The organism is Streptomyces sp. GDS52 (assembly GCF_052246875.1).
GTDB classification, from domain to species: Bacteria; Actinomycetota; Actinomycetes; order Streptomycetales; family Streptomycetaceae; genus Streptomyces; species Streptomyces cathayae.
The window spans coordinates 4,479,137-4,495,093 of record NZ_CM125966.1; the positions used below are offsets into that span (position 1 = coordinate 4,479,137).

The 15,957-nt window shown below is 72.2% G+C and carries 12 protein-coding genes; 11 read left to right on the forward strand and 1 reads right to left on the reverse strand.

The features are described from left to right. The first annotated feature begins 265 nt into the window (after window positions 1-265). Together ACTWJ9_RS20475 and ACTWJ9_RS20480 are read left to right on the forward strand one after the other, a co-directional pair. Complete coding sequence (locus tag ACTWJ9_RS20475) at window positions 266-1,684, forward strand: NAD-dependent malic enzyme (protein ID WP_279335690.1); 1,419 nt, start codon at window positions 266-268, stop codon at window positions 1,682-1,684. Window positions 1,685-2,147: 463 nt separating this feature from the next. After that, a complete protein-coding gene (locus ACTWJ9_RS20480) occupies window positions 2,148-2,429 on the forward strand; it encodes an HU family DNA-binding protein (RefSeq protein WP_003950507.1) in 282 nt (93 codons plus the stop codon). Window positions 2,430-2,710: 281 nt separating this feature from the next. On the opposite strand, the gene murA is transcribed toward ACTWJ9_RS20480, so the two are convergent. Continuing rightward, window positions 2,711-4,057, reverse strand: a complete 1,347-nt coding sequence (murA, locus tag ACTWJ9_RS20485) for a UDP-N-acetylglucosamine 1-carboxyvinyltransferase (protein WP_279335691.1) — start codon at window positions 4,055-4,057, stop codon at window positions 2,711-2,713. 321 nt (window positions 4,058-4,378) lie between these two features. Between murA and ACTWJ9_RS20490 the strand changes: the two genes are divergently transcribed. The 9 genes from ACTWJ9_RS20490 (at window position 4,379) to ACTWJ9_RS20530 (ending at window position 15,628) form a co-directional block, all read left to right on the forward strand. After that, on the forward strand, window positions 4,379-4,951 hold the full coding sequence (locus tag ACTWJ9_RS20490) for a YqgE/AlgH family protein (protein ID WP_387042046.1): 573 nt from the start codon (window positions 4,379-4,381) through the stop codon (window positions 4,949-4,951). Window positions 4,952-4,980: 29 nt separating this feature from the next. Beyond that, a complete protein-coding gene (locus ACTWJ9_RS20495) occupies window positions 4,981-5,277 on the forward strand; it encodes a DUF3039 domain-containing protein (RefSeq protein WP_279335692.1) in 297 nt (98 codons plus the stop codon). Between the two features lie 249 nt (window positions 5,278-5,526). Beyond that, on the forward strand, window positions 5,527-6,819 hold the full coding sequence (locus ACTWJ9_RS20500; protein ID WP_443294557.1) for an extracellular solute-binding protein: 1,293 nt from the start codon (window positions 5,527-5,529) through the stop codon (window positions 6,817-6,819). A gap of 8 nt (window positions 6,820-6,827) precedes the next feature. Next, the gene (locus ACTWJ9_RS20505; protein WP_443295904.1) at window positions 6,828-7,775 is read left to right on the forward strand and encodes a carbohydrate ABC transporter permease; all 948 of its coding nucleotides are present in this window, start codon (window positions 6,828-6,830) and stop codon (window positions 7,773-7,775) included. 50 nt (window positions 7,776-7,825) lie between these two features. Continuing rightward, window positions 7,826-8,662 (forward strand): carbohydrate ABC transporter permease, encoded by an 837-nt coding sequence (locus ACTWJ9_RS20510; RefSeq protein WP_279335695.1) that lies wholly within the window; start codon window positions 7,826-7,828, stop codon window positions 8,660-8,662. Window positions 8,663-8,665: 3 nt separating this feature from the next. Beyond that, a complete protein-coding gene (locus tag ACTWJ9_RS20515; protein WP_443294558.1) occupies window positions 8,666-10,327 on the forward strand; it encodes a beta-N-acetylhexosaminidase in 1,662 nt (553 codons plus the stop codon). Window positions 10,328-10,626: 299 nt separating this feature from the next. Continuing rightward, window positions 10,627-11,520, forward strand: a complete 894-nt coding sequence (locus ACTWJ9_RS20520; protein ID WP_387037562.1) for an FAD binding domain-containing protein — start codon at window positions 10,627-10,629, stop codon at window positions 11,518-11,520. Continuing rightward, a complete protein-coding gene (locus ACTWJ9_RS20525; protein WP_443294559.1) occupies window positions 11,517-13,316 on the forward strand; it encodes a 2Fe-2S iron-sulfur cluster-binding protein in 1,800 nt (599 codons plus the stop codon). Before ACTWJ9_RS20520 ends, ACTWJ9_RS20525 begins: the two co-directional genes overlap by 4 nt. Then, window positions 13,313-15,628 carry a xanthine dehydrogenase family protein molybdopterin-binding subunit gene (locus ACTWJ9_RS20530; protein WP_279335699.1) on the forward strand — a complete coding sequence of 772 codons (2,316 nt, stop codon included), beginning with the start codon at window positions 13,313-13,315 and terminating at the stop codon, window positions 15,626-15,628. The genes ACTWJ9_RS20525 and ACTWJ9_RS20530 overlap by 4 nt, the downstream gene beginning before the upstream one ends. Window positions 15,629-15,957: the final 329 nt, after the last annotated feature.

A 15,957-nucleotide genomic window follows, 5' to 3' on the forward strand; every position in this document is an offset into this window, starting at 1 on the left:
GCCCATGTCACTTCCGGGTGACATGGGCCTCTCGCGTCTCTGCCCCGGGTCTGCTGCGGGCGGGCTGCGGGCCGCTCCGCGCAGCGACTTACGTGCGACCCCCTGCCTCTCGTATGGTGGAACGGTCTTTCCGAAAGCTGCCGCATATACCCGCTTTCCGCGCGAACAAAACGTTCGCAATAGGAGGCGGCTACCGCGTACTCAGGGGTAGGTGCGACGATCGGACGGCACGAACAGCTACAGGTGAAAGCAGAGGAAGTCGGCCATGGCAACGGCGCCCAGCGTCTCCTACTCGATGACCATCCGGCTGGAGGTGCCGTCGAGCGGGACCTCCGTCTCCCAGCTCACCACCGCGGTGGAGTCCTCCGGCGGCACGGTCACCGGCCTCGACGTCACCGCGTCCGGGCACGAGCGGCTCCGGATCGACGTCACCATCGCGGCCACCTCCACCGGGCACGCCGACGAGATCGTGGAGAAGCTCCGCGACATCGAGGGCGTCACCCTGGGCAAGGTCTCGGACCGTACGTTCCTGATGCACCTCGGCGGCAAGATCGAGATGGCGTCCAAGCACCCCATCCGCAACCGCGACGACCTCTCCATGATCTACACGCCGGGTGTGGCCCGCGTCTGCATGGCGATCGCCGAGAACCCCGAGGACGCCCGCCGCCTCACCATCAAGCGCAACTCCGTTGCGGTCGTGACGGACGGCTCCGCCGTGCTCGGCCTGGGCAACATCGGCCCCAAGGCCGCTCTCCCCGTGATGGAGGGCAAGGCCGCCCTGTTCAAGCGGTTCGCCGGCATCGACGCCTGGCCGCTCTGCCTCGACACCCAGGACACCGACGCGATCGTCGAGATCGTCAAGGCCATCGCCCCGGGCTTCGCCGGCATCAACCTGGAGGACATCTCCGCGCCGCGCTGCTTCGAGATCGAGGCCCGGCTGCGCGAGGCCCTCGACATCCCCGTCTTCCACGACGACCAGCACGGCACCGCGATCGTCGTCCTGGCGGCCCTGACCAACGCGCTGCGGGTCACCGGCAAGGCGATCGAGAACATCCGGGTCGTCATGTCCGGCGCCGGCGCGGCCGGCACGGCCATCCTGAAGCTGCTGATCGCGGCCGGTGTGAAGAACGCCGTCGTGGCCGACATCCACGGCGTGGTGCACGCGGGCCGCGAGGACCTGGTGGACACCCCCGCCGACTCCCCGCTGTGCTGGATCGCCGACCACACCAACCCGGAGAACCTGACGGGCACGCTGAAGGAGGCCGTGCGCGGCGCGGACGTCTTCATCGGCGTCTCCGCCCCGAACGTCCTCGACGGCGCGGACGTCGCCGCGATGGCCGAGGGCGCGGTCGTCTTCGCGCTCGCGAACCCCGACCCCGAGGTGGACCCGGGCGTCGCCCGCGAGACCGCGGCCGTGGTGGCCACCGGCCGCTCCGACTTCCCGAACCAGATCAACAACGTGCTGGTGTTCCCGGGCGTGTTCCGCGGCCTGCTGGACGCCCAGTCCCGCACCGTCAACACGGAGATGATGCTCGCCGCCGCGCAGGCCCTCGCCGACGTGGTCACCGAGGACGAGCTGAACCCGAACTACATCATCCCGAGCGTGTTCAACGACAGGGTCGCGGGCGCGGTCGCCGACGCCGTGCGGGAAGCGGCGAAACTGACGCAGACCTCGGCCTCCTAGGGCCTGTCCGGCGGATCCCGGGGGCGGGCGGCGTCGCTGTGACCATCACCACGACAGGTGTGCGACCGGCGCGTCGTGGAACCCTTGCTGTACGGCCGCGCTCTATCGTGGCGGCCGTACAGCAAGGGTTCCGCCCTCCGGCTCCCGCGCTCTGCTGCCGGAAGCGGACGCAGTGTCACCGACATCAGGCCGTCGCGTTCCCCGTGTGACCCCCATGGGTGACTCCCATGGGTGTTCTCATGGCTTCTGCGGGTGCCGGATTGGCGTTACTGCCGCAGGTAGAGGCAGGATGCTGCACCAGGACAATGTCCAGAAGGCAAGCACCTCCAGGGGTGTGCGGGCCCGACAGGACCCGGGTCCGGGCCCTCACCGAGGACCCTGGCAGCATCGGCTTGACCGTGCCCTGCGTGCGGCCCTGCCGCGTGGCACGCCTCAACGGCAAGAAGAACACGGGAGTAACAACATGAACCGCAGTGAGCTGGTGGCCGCGCTGGCCGACCGCGCCGAGGTGACCCGCAAGGACGCCGACGCCGTGCTGGCCGCGTTCGCCGAGGTCGTCGGCGACATCGTCTCCAAGGGGGACGAGAAGGTCACCATCCCCGGTTTCCTGACCTTCGAGCGCACCCACCGTGCCGCTCGCACCGCGCGCAACCCGCAGACCGGTGAGCCGATCCAGATCCCGGCCGGCTACAGCGTGAAGGTCTCCGCGGGCTCGAAGCTCAAGGAAGCCGCCAAGGGCAAGTGATTCTGCCGTTCGTACGTCCCGGGACGGCGTACGGCGCACAGTGACGTCGAAAGGGCGGCCACCCGAACGGGTGGCCGCCCTTTTGGCAAGCCCGAATCAAGCCAGCCGAGCCCCTCGCCCCCAGCCGGTCGGGGCCGGGGGCTCGGGGAGTGGGTCAGCCGAGGGCCTTGCCGGGGAGTTCGACCTTCGCCCCCAGCTCGACCAGCTTCTCCATGCTGTGTCTGCCCGGGGGACGACCCCCGGACCCCCAGCCGGTCGGGGCCGGGGGCTCGGGGAGTGGGTCAGCCGAGGGCCTTGCCGGGGAGTTCGACCTTCGCCCCCAGCTCGACCAGCTTCTCCATGAAGTTCTCGTAGCCGCGGTTGATCAGGCCGATGCCGTGGACGCGGGACGTGCCCTGGGCGGCGAGGGCGGCGATCAGGTAGGAGAAGCCGCCGCGCAGGTCGGGGATGACCAGATCGGCGCCCTGGAGCCGGGTCGGGCCCGAGACGACGGCCGAGTGGAGGAAGTTGCGCTGGCCGAAACGGCAGCGGGAGCCGCCCAGGCACTCGCGGTAGAGCTGGATGTGCGCGCCCATCTGGTTGAGCGCCGAGGTGAAGCCGAGCCGGGACTCGTAGACCGTCTCGTGGACGATGGACAGCCCGGTCGCCTGCGTCAGGGCGACCACCAGCGGCTGCTGCCAGTCGGTCTGGAAGCCCGGGTGGACGTCCGTCTCCAGCGCGATGGACTTGAGCTGGCCGCCGGGGTGCCAGAAGCGGATGCCCTCGTCGTCGATCTCGAAGGCACCGCCCACCTTCCGGTAGGTGTTCAGGAACGTCATCATCGAGCGCTGCTGGGCGCCGCGGACGTAGATGTTGCCCTCGGTCGCCAGCGCCGCGGACGCCCAGGAGGCGGCCTCCAGGCGGTCGGGGAGGGCGCGGTGGTTGTAGCCGCCGAGCTTGTCCACACCGGTGATGCGGATGGTCCGGTCGGTGTCCATCGCGATGATCGCGCCCATTTTCTGCAGGACGCAGATCAGGTCCTCGATCTCCGGCTCCACCGCCGCGTTGGACAGCTCGGTGACGCCCTCCGCGAGGACCGCCGTCAGCAGCACCTGCTCCGTCGTGCCGACGGACGGGTACGGAAGCTCGATCTTCGTGCCGCGCAGCCGCTGCGGGGCCTCCAGGTACTGGCCGTCCGCCCGCTTCTCGATCGTCGCGCCGAACTGGCGCAGCACGTCGAAGTGGAAGTCGATCGGCCGGCCGCCGATGTCGCAGCCGCCCAGACCGGGGATGAAAGCGTGCCCGAGACGGTGCAGCAGCGGTCCGCAGAACAGGATCGGGATGCGCGACGAACCCGCGTGGGCATCGATGTCGGCGACGTTGGCGCTCTCCACCCGCGTCGGGTCGAGCACCAGTTCACCGGGCTCGTCGCCCGGACGCACCGTCACCCCGTGCAGCTGCAGCAGTCCTCGCACGACCCGGACGTCACGGATGTCCGGGACGTTGCCCAGTCGGCTCGGCTCACTGCCCAGCAGGGCGGCGACCATGGCCTTCGGTACGAGGTTCTTCGCACCGCGGACCCGGATCTCACCCTCCAGCGGGTTTCCGCCGTGGACAAGCAGGACGTCTTCAGCTCCGTTGACGGTCATGAATCTCGCGTTCCGTGGAGGGGGGCAGGGGCCAGAAGGGCAAGCGTAGTCGCCCTTCCCCCGGGCTCTGCCAGCCCGTGTGCGACCCGGTCTCCGCCCCGCCGCCCCCACGACACGAGCAGTCCCTCAGTGGCCACTCGGGGTCACCGCCGTACTGTGCGCCGGGGGTGCTCCCGTACGCCCGCCGGGCCCCCGGACCTCCGGCCGCGGACCGCTCGGGACGCGGCTCCACCAGGGAGCTCCGCCGCCGCGCGGCCCGGTTCACCCGCGTACCCCCGATTGCCTCCCCACGGAAAGGGAAGATGCGGGATCATGTCTGGCATGACCGAGGTGTCCTCGCTCACAGGGCGGCTGCTCGTGGCCACTCCCGCCCTGGCGGACCCGAACTTCGACCGTGCGGTGGTGCTCCTCCTCGACCACGACGAGGAGGGCTCCCTGGGTGTCGTTCTCAACCGTCCGACCCCGGTGGACGTGGCGGACATCCTGGAGGGCTGGGGGGATCTGGCCGGCGAACCGGGGGTCGTCTTCCAGGGCGGCCCGGTGTCGCTGGACTCGGCCCTCGGCGTCGCCGTCGTCCCCGGCGGGACGGGGAACCGGGCCGCGCCGCTGGGCTGGCGCCAGGTGCACGGCGCGATCGGGCTGGTCGACCTGGAGGCGCCGCCCGAGCTGCTCGCCTCCGTCCTCGGCTCGCTGCGCATCTTCGCCGGATACGCGGGCTGGGGCCCCGGCCAGCTGGAGGAGGAGCTGGTGGACGGCGCCTGGTACGTCGTCGAGTCGGAGCCCGGCGACGTCTCGTCCCCGGCGCCCGAGCGGCTCTGGCGCGAGGTGCTGCGCCGTCAGCGGGGCGAGTTGGCGATGGTGGCCACGTATCCGGACGATCCGTCGCTCAACTGATGCGCGTGAGCTTCAGTACCCTGGTGCTCATGAGCACTCTTGAGCCCGAGCGCGGGACTGGTACGGGGACCCTCGTCGAGCCGACGCCGCAGACGTCCCACGGCGACGGTGACCACGAGCGCTACGCCCACTACGTCCAGAAGGACAAGATCATGGCGAGCGCACTCGACGGCACGCCCGTCGTGGCGCTGTGCGGCAAGGTGTGGGTGCCGGGCCGGGACCCGAAGAAGTACCCCGTCTGCCCCATGTGCAAGGAGATCTACGAGTCCATGAGCGGTGGCGACGACGAGGGCGGCAAGGGCGGCAAGGGCAAGGGCGGAAAGTAGGCCCCGGCCTTCCCGAGGAGCCGTCCGGGCCGCGTGGCCGTCGTCCGGACGCGTTCAGGCCCCCGGGTGCGTTTTGCGCGCCCTGGGGGCCTTTGTGCTGCCCGCGCGTTGCGCGGAGTGCTTCCGCCGGTCACAGAGTGGTCGAGACCTCTTGTGGGCCGGTTCACCCAGTACCTAACCTCCGGTGTTGTTGTGCACGGCGAAACATTCATTGCGTATGTTGCAACGCCCCATCGGAGGAAGCAGTCCATGAAGCTGTCCGTCCGCCTGGTCGCCCTCGCGGCCGTCCTCGCCACCGCCGCCTGCGCGCCCCAGACTTCCTCGGGCTCCTCCTCGGCCGAGGACGAGAAGACCGGGACCTTACGCGTCTGGCTCTTCCGGGAAGTCAACAACGCGCCCAAGGAAGAGGCCGTCGAGTCCGTCGTCGCCGGGTTCGAGCAGGCGCACGACGGCGTCGAGGTCACCGTGGAGTACATCCCGGTCGAGACCCGCGCCCAGCGCATCAAGGCCGCCTTCAACGACCCGAAGTCCGCGCCCGACCTCGTCGAGTACGGCAACACGGACACCGCCGGATACGTGAAGGACGGCGGACTCGCCGACGTCACCGAGGAGTTCGGCGCCTGGGACGAGGCCAAGGACACCGACCCGACCGCCCGGCAGTCGGTCACCGTCGACGGCAGGGTCTACGGCGCGCCGTACTTCGTCGGCGTGCGCGCGCTCTACTACCGCACCGACGTCTTCGAGGAACTCGGGCTCGAGGCGCCCAGGTCACAGGCCGAGCTGATCTCCACGGCCCGGAAGATCCGCGCCGCGAAGCCGGAGCTGTACGGCATCGCCGTCGGCGGCGCCTACACCTACGGCGCGATGCCCTTCATCTGGGCCCACGGCGGCGAACTCGCCACCGGCAAGGGGGGCTCGTACGCCTCAGCGATCGACACCCCCGCCGCCCGCAAGGGCATCGAGGCGTACACCTCCCTCTTCGGCGACGACAACTGCCCGGCCGCCAAGTGCGCCGGCATGGGGGGCAACGACACGGTGACCGCCTTCGCCGCGGGCAGGGCCGCCATGGCGATCGGCGGCGACTTCAGTCACGCGGCCGTCGAGGCCGGCAAGGTGAAGGGCCGGTACGCGGTCGTGCCGCTGCCGGGAGTGCGGTCCGGGTCCATCGCCCCCGCTTTCGCGGGCAGGAACAACCTGGGTGTCCTGAAGTCGACTTCGCACCGCACCCTCGCCGTCGACCTGATGCGGCGGCTCGCCTCGAAGGAGGCGCAGGGCGAACTGTTCGACGCGATGGGCTTCCTGCCGACCTTCTCCGACGTGCGGCAGCAGACGGCCGCGAAGGAGCCGTTCCTGAAGCCGTTCGTCGAGACCCTCGCCGCCGACACCAAGTTCGTGCCGGCCTCGCCGGCCTGGGCGCAGATCGACTCCTCGCTGGTGCTGCCGACGATGTTCCAGGAGGTCGTCAGCGGCAAGAAGGACGTGGCGGCCGCGTCGGAGAGCGCCGCACGGAAGATGAACGAGGCGTTTGGCTCCGCTGGATGACTGTGCCCATGAGTTCGGGGGCTGCGAGTCGTCGGCGGCTGCGGGTGGTTTGTGGCCGGTCGCGCAGTTCCCCGCGCCCCTTTGGGGGCTGGATCACCCCCTGGCTGTATCTGGCGCCCGCCCTCGTCGTCCTCGGGGGGCTGCTCGCCTATCCGGTCTACCAACTCGGCCTGATCTCGCTCTTCCACTTCACCCAGGCGCAGGTCAGCGGCGGCGAACCGACCACCTTCAAGGGGTTCGGCAACTACGCCGAGCTCTTCGCCGACGACCAGTTCTGGCAGGTGCTGCTGGCCACCCTGCTGTTCGCGGCGGCCTGTGTGGTGTCCACCCTGGCCGTCGGCTGCGCGCTCGCCGTGCTGCTCACCCGGGTGCGCGCCGTGCCCCGGCTCGCCCTGATGCTGGCCGGGCTCGGCGCCTGGGCGACCCCGGCCGTCACCGGCTCCACGGTGTGGCTGTTCCTCTTCGACGCCGACTTCGGCCCGGTGAACCGGGTGCTGGGCCTGGGCGACCACGCGTGGACGTACGGGCGGTACAGCGCCTTCTTCCTCGTCCTGCTCGAAGTGGTCTGGTGCTCCTTCCCGTTCGTGATGGTCACCGTCTACGCCGGCATCCGCGCCGTACCCGCCGAGGTGCTGGAGGCCGCCGCCCTGGACGGCGCCTCGCAGTGGCGCATCTGGCGCTCGGTGCTCGCCCCGATGCTCCGGCCGATCCTGGTGGTCGTCACCATCCAGTCGGTGATCTGGGACTTCAAGATCTTCACCCAGATCTACGTCATGACGGGCGGCGGCGGCATCGCCGGCCAGAACCTGGTCCTGAACGTCTACGCCTACCAGAAGGCGTTCGCGTCCTCGCAGTACAGCCTCGGCGCCGCGATCGGCGTGGTGATGCTGCTGATCCTGCTCTCCGTCACGCTGGTGTACCTGCGGCTGCTGCGCCGTCAGGGGGAGGAACTGTGAGTCTCGTGGACCGGAGCGGGGCGCGCCGGGGGAATCGCCGGGGGAGTCCTGTGCGCCGGTTCGTACGGCGTCCGTGGCGGCTCGCGGCCGAGGCGACGGCGCTGCTCGTCGCGGTGGTGGTGGCCTTCCCGCTCTACTGGATGGTGCTGGGTGCCTTCAAACCGGCCGGCGAGATCGAGTCGGACCGGCCCCGGCCGTGGACCCTGACCCCCACCCTGGACTCCTTCCGACGGGTGTTCGGGCAGCAGGAATTCGGCCGGTACTTCGTCAACAGCGTGGTCGTCGCGGTCGCCGTGGTGATCGCCTCGGCGCTGATCGCCTTTCTCGCGGCGACCGCCGTGACGCGGTTCAGGTTCCGTATGCGGACCACCCTGCTGATCATGTTTCTGGTGGCCCAGATGGTGCCCGTGGAGGCGCTGACGATTCCGCTGTTCTTCCTCATGCGGGACCTCGGCCAGTTGAACACGCTGTGGTCGCTGATCCTGCCGCACATCGCGTTCTCGCTGCCGTTCGCGATCTGGATGCTGCGGGGGTTCGTGAAAGCCGTTCCCGAGGCGCTGGAGGAGGCCGCGTACATCGACGGAGCGAGCCGCGCGCGGTTCCTGTGGCAGATCCTTTTCCCGCTCGTTCTGCCGGGGCTCGTGGCCACCAGTGTGTTTTCCTTCATCTCCACCTGGAACGACTTCCTGTTCGCCAAGTCCTTCATCATCAGCGACATCTCGCAGTCGACGCTTCCGATGGCCCTGCTGGTCTTCTACAAGCCGGACGAGCCGGACTGGGGCGGCGTGATGGCGGCGTCCACGGTGATGACGATCCCGGTGCTGGTCTTCTTCGTACTCGTACAGCGGCGCCTGGTCTCCGGACTGGGCGGAGCGGTAAAGGACTGAACCATGACCGAACTCATTCCGGCGCCCCGCGGCGTCGTCGCCGGTTCCGGCGAGGTGCGGCTGACGGCGCGCTCCCGGCTCCACGCCGGTCCCGGGACGGAGGGCGTCGGCCGATGGCTGCGCACCGTCCTCGGGCAGGCGACCGGTCTGCCGCTGGGCGAGGGCAGGGAACTCGACAACCCCGACGGCACGGACGGCGACGGCATCGGGCTCCTGCTCGGCCCCGGGCTCGGCCCCGAGGAGTACCGCCTCGTCAGCGACCGGACGGGCGTCCTGATCGAGGGCGGCAGCGCGGCCGGTGTCTTCTGGGGCGCCCAGACGCTGCGGCAGCTCCTCGGCCCCGACGCGTACCGCAGGGCCCCGCTCGGCCGCGACCGGGTGTGGGCGGTGCCGCACGGGACGATCGAGGATTCCCCCCGCTTCCGCTGGCGCGGACTCATGCTCGACGTCGCCCGGCACTTCATGCCCAAGGAAGGCGTGCTGCGCTATCTCGATCTGATGGCGGCGCACAAACTCAACGTCCTCCACTTTCATCTGACGGATGATCAGGGGTGGCGTATCGAGATCAAAAGGTATCCGAAGCTGACCGAGATCGGTTCCTGGCGGGCCCGGACGAAAGTCGGGCACCGGGCGTCACCGCTGTGGGACGACACACCGCACGGTGGCCACTACACGCAGGACGACATCCGCGAGATCGTCGCCTACGCCGCCGAGCGGCATATCAGCGTCGTACCGGAGATCGACGTACCCGGGCACTCGCAGGCCGCCATCGCCGCGTATCCGGAACTCGGCAACACCGATGTCATCGACACCGCCTCCCTGACCGTCTGGGACACCTGGGGGATCAATCCGAACGTACTCGCCCCCACCGACAACACCCTGCGCTTCTACGAAGGGGTGCTCGAGGAGGTCCTGGAACTGTTCCCCGCGGACGCCGGCCCCTCCGTTCCCTTTTCGGGGTTCGTACACCTCGGCGGCGACGAATGCCCCAAGGACCAGTGGCGTGCGTCGGCCGTCGCGCAGCAGCGGATCAACGACCTCGGCCTGGCCGACGAGGACGCTCTGCAGTCCTGGTTCGTCGGGCACTTCGCCACCTGGCTCGCCGCGCGGGGGCGCCGGCTGATCGGCTGGGACGAGATCCTGGAGGGGGGACTCGCCCCGGGCGCCGCCGTGTCGTCCTGGCGCGGCTACGCCGGCGGGATCGCCGCCGCCCGCGCGGGACACGACGTGGTCATGTGCCCCGAGCAGCACGTCTACCTGGACCACCGGCAGGACGCGGGCCCCGACGAGCCGGTGCCGATCGGGTACGTGCGCACCCTGGAGGACGTCTACCGGTTCGAGCCCGTGCCGCCGCAGCTGACGGCCGAGGAGGCCGGGCGGGTCCTGGGCACCCAGGCCAACGCGTGGTCCGAGGTGACGGAGAACCAGGATCGGGTGGACTACCAGGTCTTCCCCCGGCTGGCCGCCTTCGCCGAGGTCGCCTGGAGCGCGCTGCCGGCCCCCGCGGAACGGGACTTCGCCGATTTCGAACGGCGGACGACGGCCCACCGCCGGCGCCTCGACGCCCTGGGCGTCGCCCACCGCCCGCCCACCGGACCGCTCCCCTGGCAGCGGCGCCCCGGAGTGCTGGGCCGCCCCCTCGACGGCCCGCCCCCGAACCGGTAGCGCCCGCCCCGCCCCGCCGGTGCGGGGCGGGCGCTCCGGCGATGCCCCGAAGTCCGCCCAACTCCGAACAGGTCGTGAAAAAGGGCACAAGGGTCACCGAAGAGTGCTGTTCGACCGCACCGGCGATGTCCCGCCAAATCGGGCCATGCCCGGGGTGAAGTGGGCGAATGCCTCCTAGCGGACCCCTGTCTTCGGCACTCGCGAAGATGTGCCAGAGTTGCCACGTCCGCCCTGTCAGGTCGTACCGTACGGCTGCGACAGGTGGGACCAGGTGGGGCCGCGGGAAGGGGCAGCCGGTTTTGAGCACGCACGCACCGCAGGCGGCGCAGGCCGTGACGCTGCCCACGACGCTGGACGAGGCGGTGGCGGCGCTCACCGCCGTGCCCGCCGCCGTGCCCGTCGCGGGCGGCACCGACCTGATGGCCTCCGTCAACTCCGGGCAGCTCAGGCCCACGGCGCTGGTCGGCCTCGGCCGGATCAGCGAGATCCGCGGCTGGCAGTACCAGGACGGCCACGCGCTGCTCGGCGCGGGCCTCACCCACGCCCGTATGGGCCGCCCCGACTTCGCGGCCCTCATCCCGGCGCTCGCCGCCTCCGCGCGTGCCGCCGGACCGCCGCACATCCGCAACGCGGGCACCCTGGGCGGCAACATCGCCTCCGCCGCCCCCACCGGTGACTCGCTGCCCGTGCTGGCCGCGCTGGAGGCGACGCTGATCATCGCGGGACAGGGCGGAGCCCGCCGGGAGATCCCGGTGTCGCACCTGCTGGCCGGGATGGACATGCTGCGCGCCGGTGAACTCATCGGCTACGTGCGCGTACCGCTGCTGCACGCCCCGCAGGTGTTCCTCAAGGCCACCGGCCGCACCGGCCCCGGCCGCGCGCTGGCGTCCGTCGCCCTGGTGCTCGACCCCGCCCGGCGCGGCGTCCGCTGCGCGGTGGGCGCCATAGCGCCGATGGCGCTGCGGCCCCTGGAGGCCGAGCAGTGGGTGGCCCAGCTCATCGACTGGGACAACAACCGCGCGATCGTGCCGGAGGCGCTGAACGCGTTCGGGGAGTACGTCGCCGCGGCCTGCATCCCCGACCCGGTCCCCGAGGAGGACGGCTCCGTCACGCCGTTGCCCCCCGCGGTACTGCATCTGCGGCGCACCGTCGCCGCGCTGGCCCGACGAGCACTGGGGAGGGCGCTGTCGTGACCGACGAGCAGCACGGAGAGGGCACGTCCCGGGGCGGCGGCAGCCGCTGGGACCCGTTGCCCCAGGGCGACTACGACGACGGCGCCACGGCCTTCGTGAACCTCCCCGAGGGGGGCATCGAGGCCCTGCTGGACTCGATGGAGAGCCCGCTCGCCGCACCCGGCCACGGCTACGTGCCGCCGCCGATCACCGTCACCCCCGCCCCCGAGGGCACCGACCCGGCGGCACCCGGCGGCTGGACGGTGCCGGGCGCGCCCGCCGACGGCGCCCAGTGGAACGCCCCGTACGACCCGCAGGCCCCGTACGACCCGCAGGGCGGCCCGTCCGGGCAGACGGCAGGGCAGGGCGGCCCCGAGGCGCGGACCGCGCAGGGGCACAGCGGGCAGGGGCACAGCGGGCAGGACCGGTTCACGTACGACCCCGGGGCCTCCGGGCAGTGGGCCTTCGAGGAGCCGCCCGCCGCCGGGAACCCGGCACCGGGTTCCGACGTGACCGGGCAGTGGTCGATCCCCGTGGCCGAGGGCGACCTCCCGGACGAGTCCGGCGAGTTCACCACCTCCGCCCTGGCCGAGCAGTGGGGCGCCACCCCGCCGGTCACCCCGCCCGCCACCCTTCCCGGCGGCGCCCCCGCGCCCTGGGCCACGCAGTCCATCGGACAGCCGTGGGGGCCGGGTGTGCCGGGTGTGGACCCGCATCACCCCGAGACCGGCTCCGAGCCCGGTTCCGGCCGGGAGCAGGACGGCCCGGAACCCGGCCGGCCCGCGGAGCCCGGCCGCGACACGCCCACGCCGGGGCGGCCCGCGCCCGAACCGCCGTCACCCGCCGAGCCCCACTGGCGGACCGAGCCGGAGGCCTACCGGGAGGCGGCCGGAGTGCCGTCCGCCCCTGAGCTCCGCGAGCACTCGCAACCGGGCACGGAGGGCGCCGTACGGCCCGCTCCCGGCCCCGGAGAGCCTGCCGAGGCGGCCGAGGGTGCCCGGCGCCCCGAAGCCCCGCACGAGGCCCAGGAAGCCCCACGACGCCCCACCGGTGACGACCCGTCCGAGCCGGCCGCCGCCCCCGAAGCGGCAGAGCACCCCGAACCCTCCGCGCCGGACGGCTCGCCGACCGGGACCGAACCGCTCCCCGGAGTCGCGCACGACGATCACCCCCTCGCCACCTACGTGCTGAGCGTCAACGGCACCGACCGGCCCGTCACCGACGCCTGGATCGGCGAGTCGCTGCTCTACGTGCTGCGCGAGCGCCTCGGGCTCGCCGGTGCCAAGGACGGCTGCTCGCAGGGCGAGTGCGGGGCCTGCAACGTGCAGGTCGACGGCCGGCTCGTGGCGTCCTGCCTGGTCCCGGCCGTCACCACGGCCGGCAGCGAGGTCCGTACCGTCGAGGGCCTCGCCCAGGACGGGCAGCCGTCGGACGTGCAGCGGGCACTCGCGCGGTGCGGCGCGGTGCAGTGCGGCTTCTGCGTACCGGGCATGGCGATGACCGTGCACGACCTGCTGGAGGGCAACCCGGAGCCCAGCCGGCTGGAGACCCGTCAGGCGCTGTGCGGCAACCTGTGCCGCTGCTCCGGCTACCGGGGCGTGGTGGAGGCGGTCCAGGAGGTCGTCGCCGAACGCGAGGCGCACGCCGAGCACGCCGAGCACGCCGAACCCGACCCGGGCGCGGACCCGGGCACGGTTCCGGGCGAGCCCCGCATCCCGCACCAGGCCGGACCGGGCGCCGGCGGCGTCAACCCCGCCGCGTTCCCGCCCCCCGGACCGCACGACCGGCCCCACGGCCAGGACGGAGGCCAGGCGTGAGCAACGAAGCCGCCACCGTGCAGGCCGCACGGGCCGCGGAGGACGCCTCCCGGGCGGAACCGGTCCCGCGCGGACTGGGCACCTCCCTGCCGGCCTCCGACACCCGCGCCAAGACCGAGGGCACCTTCCCGTACGCCGCCGACCTGTGGGCCGAGGGCCTGCTGTGGGCGGCCGTGCTGCGCTCGCCCCACCCGCACGCGCGCATCGTGTCCATCGACACCACCCACGCGCGCGAGATGCCCGGGGTGCGCGCCGTCGTCACCCACGAGGACGTCCCCGGCGACCCGCTGTACGGCCGTGGCCGCGCCGACCGCCCGGTCTTCGCCTCCGACGTCGTACGCCACCACGGCGAGGCCATCGCCGCCGTCGCCGCCGACCACCCGGACACCGCGCGGCTGGCCGCCGCCGCCGTCATCGTCGAGTACGAGGTGCTCGACCCGGTGATCGACCCCGAACAGGCCTTCGAGGCCGAGCCGTTGCACCCCGACGGCAACCTGATCCGGCACATCCCGCTGCGCCACGGCGACCCGGACGCGGTCGGCGACCTCGTCGTCGAGGGCCTGTACCGCATCGGCCGCCAGGACCCCGCCCCCATCGGCGCCGAGGCCGGACTCGCGGTACCCCGTCCCGACGGGGGCGTCGAGCTGTACCTGGCCTCCACCGACCCGCACGGCGACCGGGACACCGCCGCCGCCGCGTTCGACCTGGAACCCGACCGCGTCAAGATCGTCGTCACCGGTGTGCCCGGCGCCGTCGCCGACCGCGAGGACCAGAGCTTCCAGCTGCCGCTCGGCCTGCTGGCGCTGCGGACCGGCTGCCCGGTCAAACTCACCGCCACGCGCGAGGAGTCCTTCCTCGGCCACGCCCACCGGCACCCCACCCTGCTGCGCTACCGCCACCACGCCGACGCCGAGGGCAAGCTGGTGAAGGTCGAGGCGCAGATCCTGCTCGACGCGGGCGCCTACGCCGACAGCTCCTCCGAGGCCCTGGCCGCCGCCGTCGCCTTCGCCTGCGGCCCCTACGTCGTCCCGAACGCCTTCATCGAGGGCTGGGCGGTCCGCACCAACAACCCGCCCTCCGGCCATGTGCGCGGCGAGGGCGCCCTGCAGGTGTGCGCCGCCCACGAGGCGCAGATGGACAAGCTGGCCAAGAAACTCGGCCTCGACCCGGCCGAGCTGCGCCTGCGCAACGTCATGGCGACCGGCGACGTCCTGCCCACCGGCCAGACCGTGACCTGCCCCGCCCCGGTCGCCGAACTCCTCGAAGCGGTACAGGACTTCCCGCTGCCGCCGCTGCCCAAGGACACCCCCGCGGAGGAGTGGCTGCTGCCCGGCGGCCCCGAGGGCGCCGGGGAACCGGGCGCGGTGCGCCGCGGGGTGGGCTACGGCCTCGGCATGGTGCACATGCTCGGCGGCGAGGGCGCGGACGAGGTGTCCACGGCCACCGTGAAGGTCCAGGACGGCGTGGCGACGGTGCTGTGCGCGGCCGTCGAGACCGGCCAGGGCTTCACCACGCTGGCCCGGCAGATCGTCCAGGAGGTCCTCGGCGTCGACGAGGTGCGGGTGGCCCCCGTGGACACCGACCAGCCCCCGGCGGGCGCGGGCTGCCGCGGCCGGCACACCTGGGTATCGGGCGGCGCGGTGGAGCGCGCGGCGAAGATGGTCCGCACCCAGCTCCTCCAGCCCCTGGCCCACACGTTCGGCATGTCCGCCGAGCTGCTCCAGATCACCGACGGCAGGATCACCTCGTACGACGGGGTGCTGTCGACGCCCGTCGCCGAGGCCCTGGAGGGCAAGGAACTCTGGGCCACCGCCCAGTGCCGCCCGCACCCCACGGAACCCCTGGACGACTTCGGTCAGGGCGACGCCTTCGTCGGGATGTCCTTCTGCGCGATCCGCGCGGTGGTCGACGTCGACATCGAGATCGGCTCGGTACGGGTCGTGGAACTGGCCGTCGCCCAGGACGTGGGCCGGGTGCTGAACCCGGCCCAGCTGGCCGCCCGGATCGAGGCGGGGGTGACCCAGGGCGTGGGCGCCGCGCTCACCGAGAACCTGCGCACGCCCCGCGGCCTGATCCGCCACCCCGACCTCACCGGCTACGCCCTCCCGACCGCCCTGGACGCGCCCGACATCCAGATCGTGAAACTCGTGGAGGAGCGGGACGTGGTCGCGCCCTTCGGCGCGAAGGCGGTCAGCGCGGTGCCGGTGGTGACCTCGCCGGCGGCCATCGCCTCCGCCGTCCGGGCCGCCACCGGCCGCCCGGTCAACCGCCTGCCGATCCGCCCCCAGGCCGCGGTGGTGACCAGCGGCTGACGGCGCGGCAGCCGACGGATGCCGTCGGCTGCCGACGATGGCTGTCGGTGGCCGCTGACGGCTGCCGGAGAACGTGTTTCAGGTTTATTCACGCGCGAAGGCAACGCACAGGGGTGTTCACGCGTCTTGTGGGGTGAGGGCGGCCGTGTCCGTGTGCGGCCGCCTGCCCGTCCGGCCGTCCGCCGGGCCGTCCGTCCGTGGTGGACCGGGGCGTTGTCAGTGGTGGCGCGTAGTGTTCCGAGCGGTGGGGGACGGCTGCCGGCCCGAAGGCGCGGGGGCCCCTCCTGCCCGGGCGGGGCGGAGCACGGTACACGGGACTGAGCACACGA

Excerpts from the sequence above, each read along its gene's own strand:
- ACTWJ9_RS20515 (WP_443294558.1), top strand. The coding sequence starts at position 8,666 with ATGACCGAACTCATTCCGGCGCCCCGCGGCGTCGTCGCCGGTTCCGGC.
- ACTWJ9_RS20495 (WP_279335692.1), top strand. The coding sequence starts at position 4,981 with ATGAGCACTCTTGAGCCCGAGCGCGGGACTGGTACGGGGACCCTCGTC.
- ACTWJ9_RS20480 (WP_003950507.1), top strand. The coding sequence starts at position 2,148 with ATGAACCGCAGTGAGCTGGTGGCCGCGCTGGCCGACCGCGCCGAGGTG.
- murA (WP_279335691.1), bottom strand. The coding sequence starts at position 4,057 with ATGACCGTCAACGGAGCTGAAGACGTCCTGCTTGTCCACGGCGGAAAC.
- ACTWJ9_RS20475 (WP_279335690.1), top strand. The coding sequence starts at position 266 with ATGGCAACGGCGCCCAGCGTCTCCTACTCGATGACCATCCGGCTGGAG.
- ACTWJ9_RS20505 (WP_443295904.1), top strand. The coding sequence starts at position 6,828 with ATGAGTTCGGGGGCTGCGAGTCGTCGGCGGCTGCGGGTGGTTTGTGGC.
- ACTWJ9_RS20500 (WP_443294557.1), top strand. The coding sequence starts at position 5,527 with ATGAAGCTGTCCGTCCGCCTGGTCGCCCTCGCGGCCGTCCTCGCCACC.
- ACTWJ9_RS20490 (WP_387042046.1), top strand. The coding sequence starts at position 4,379 with ATGACCGAGGTGTCCTCGCTCACAGGGCGGCTGCTCGTGGCCACTCCC.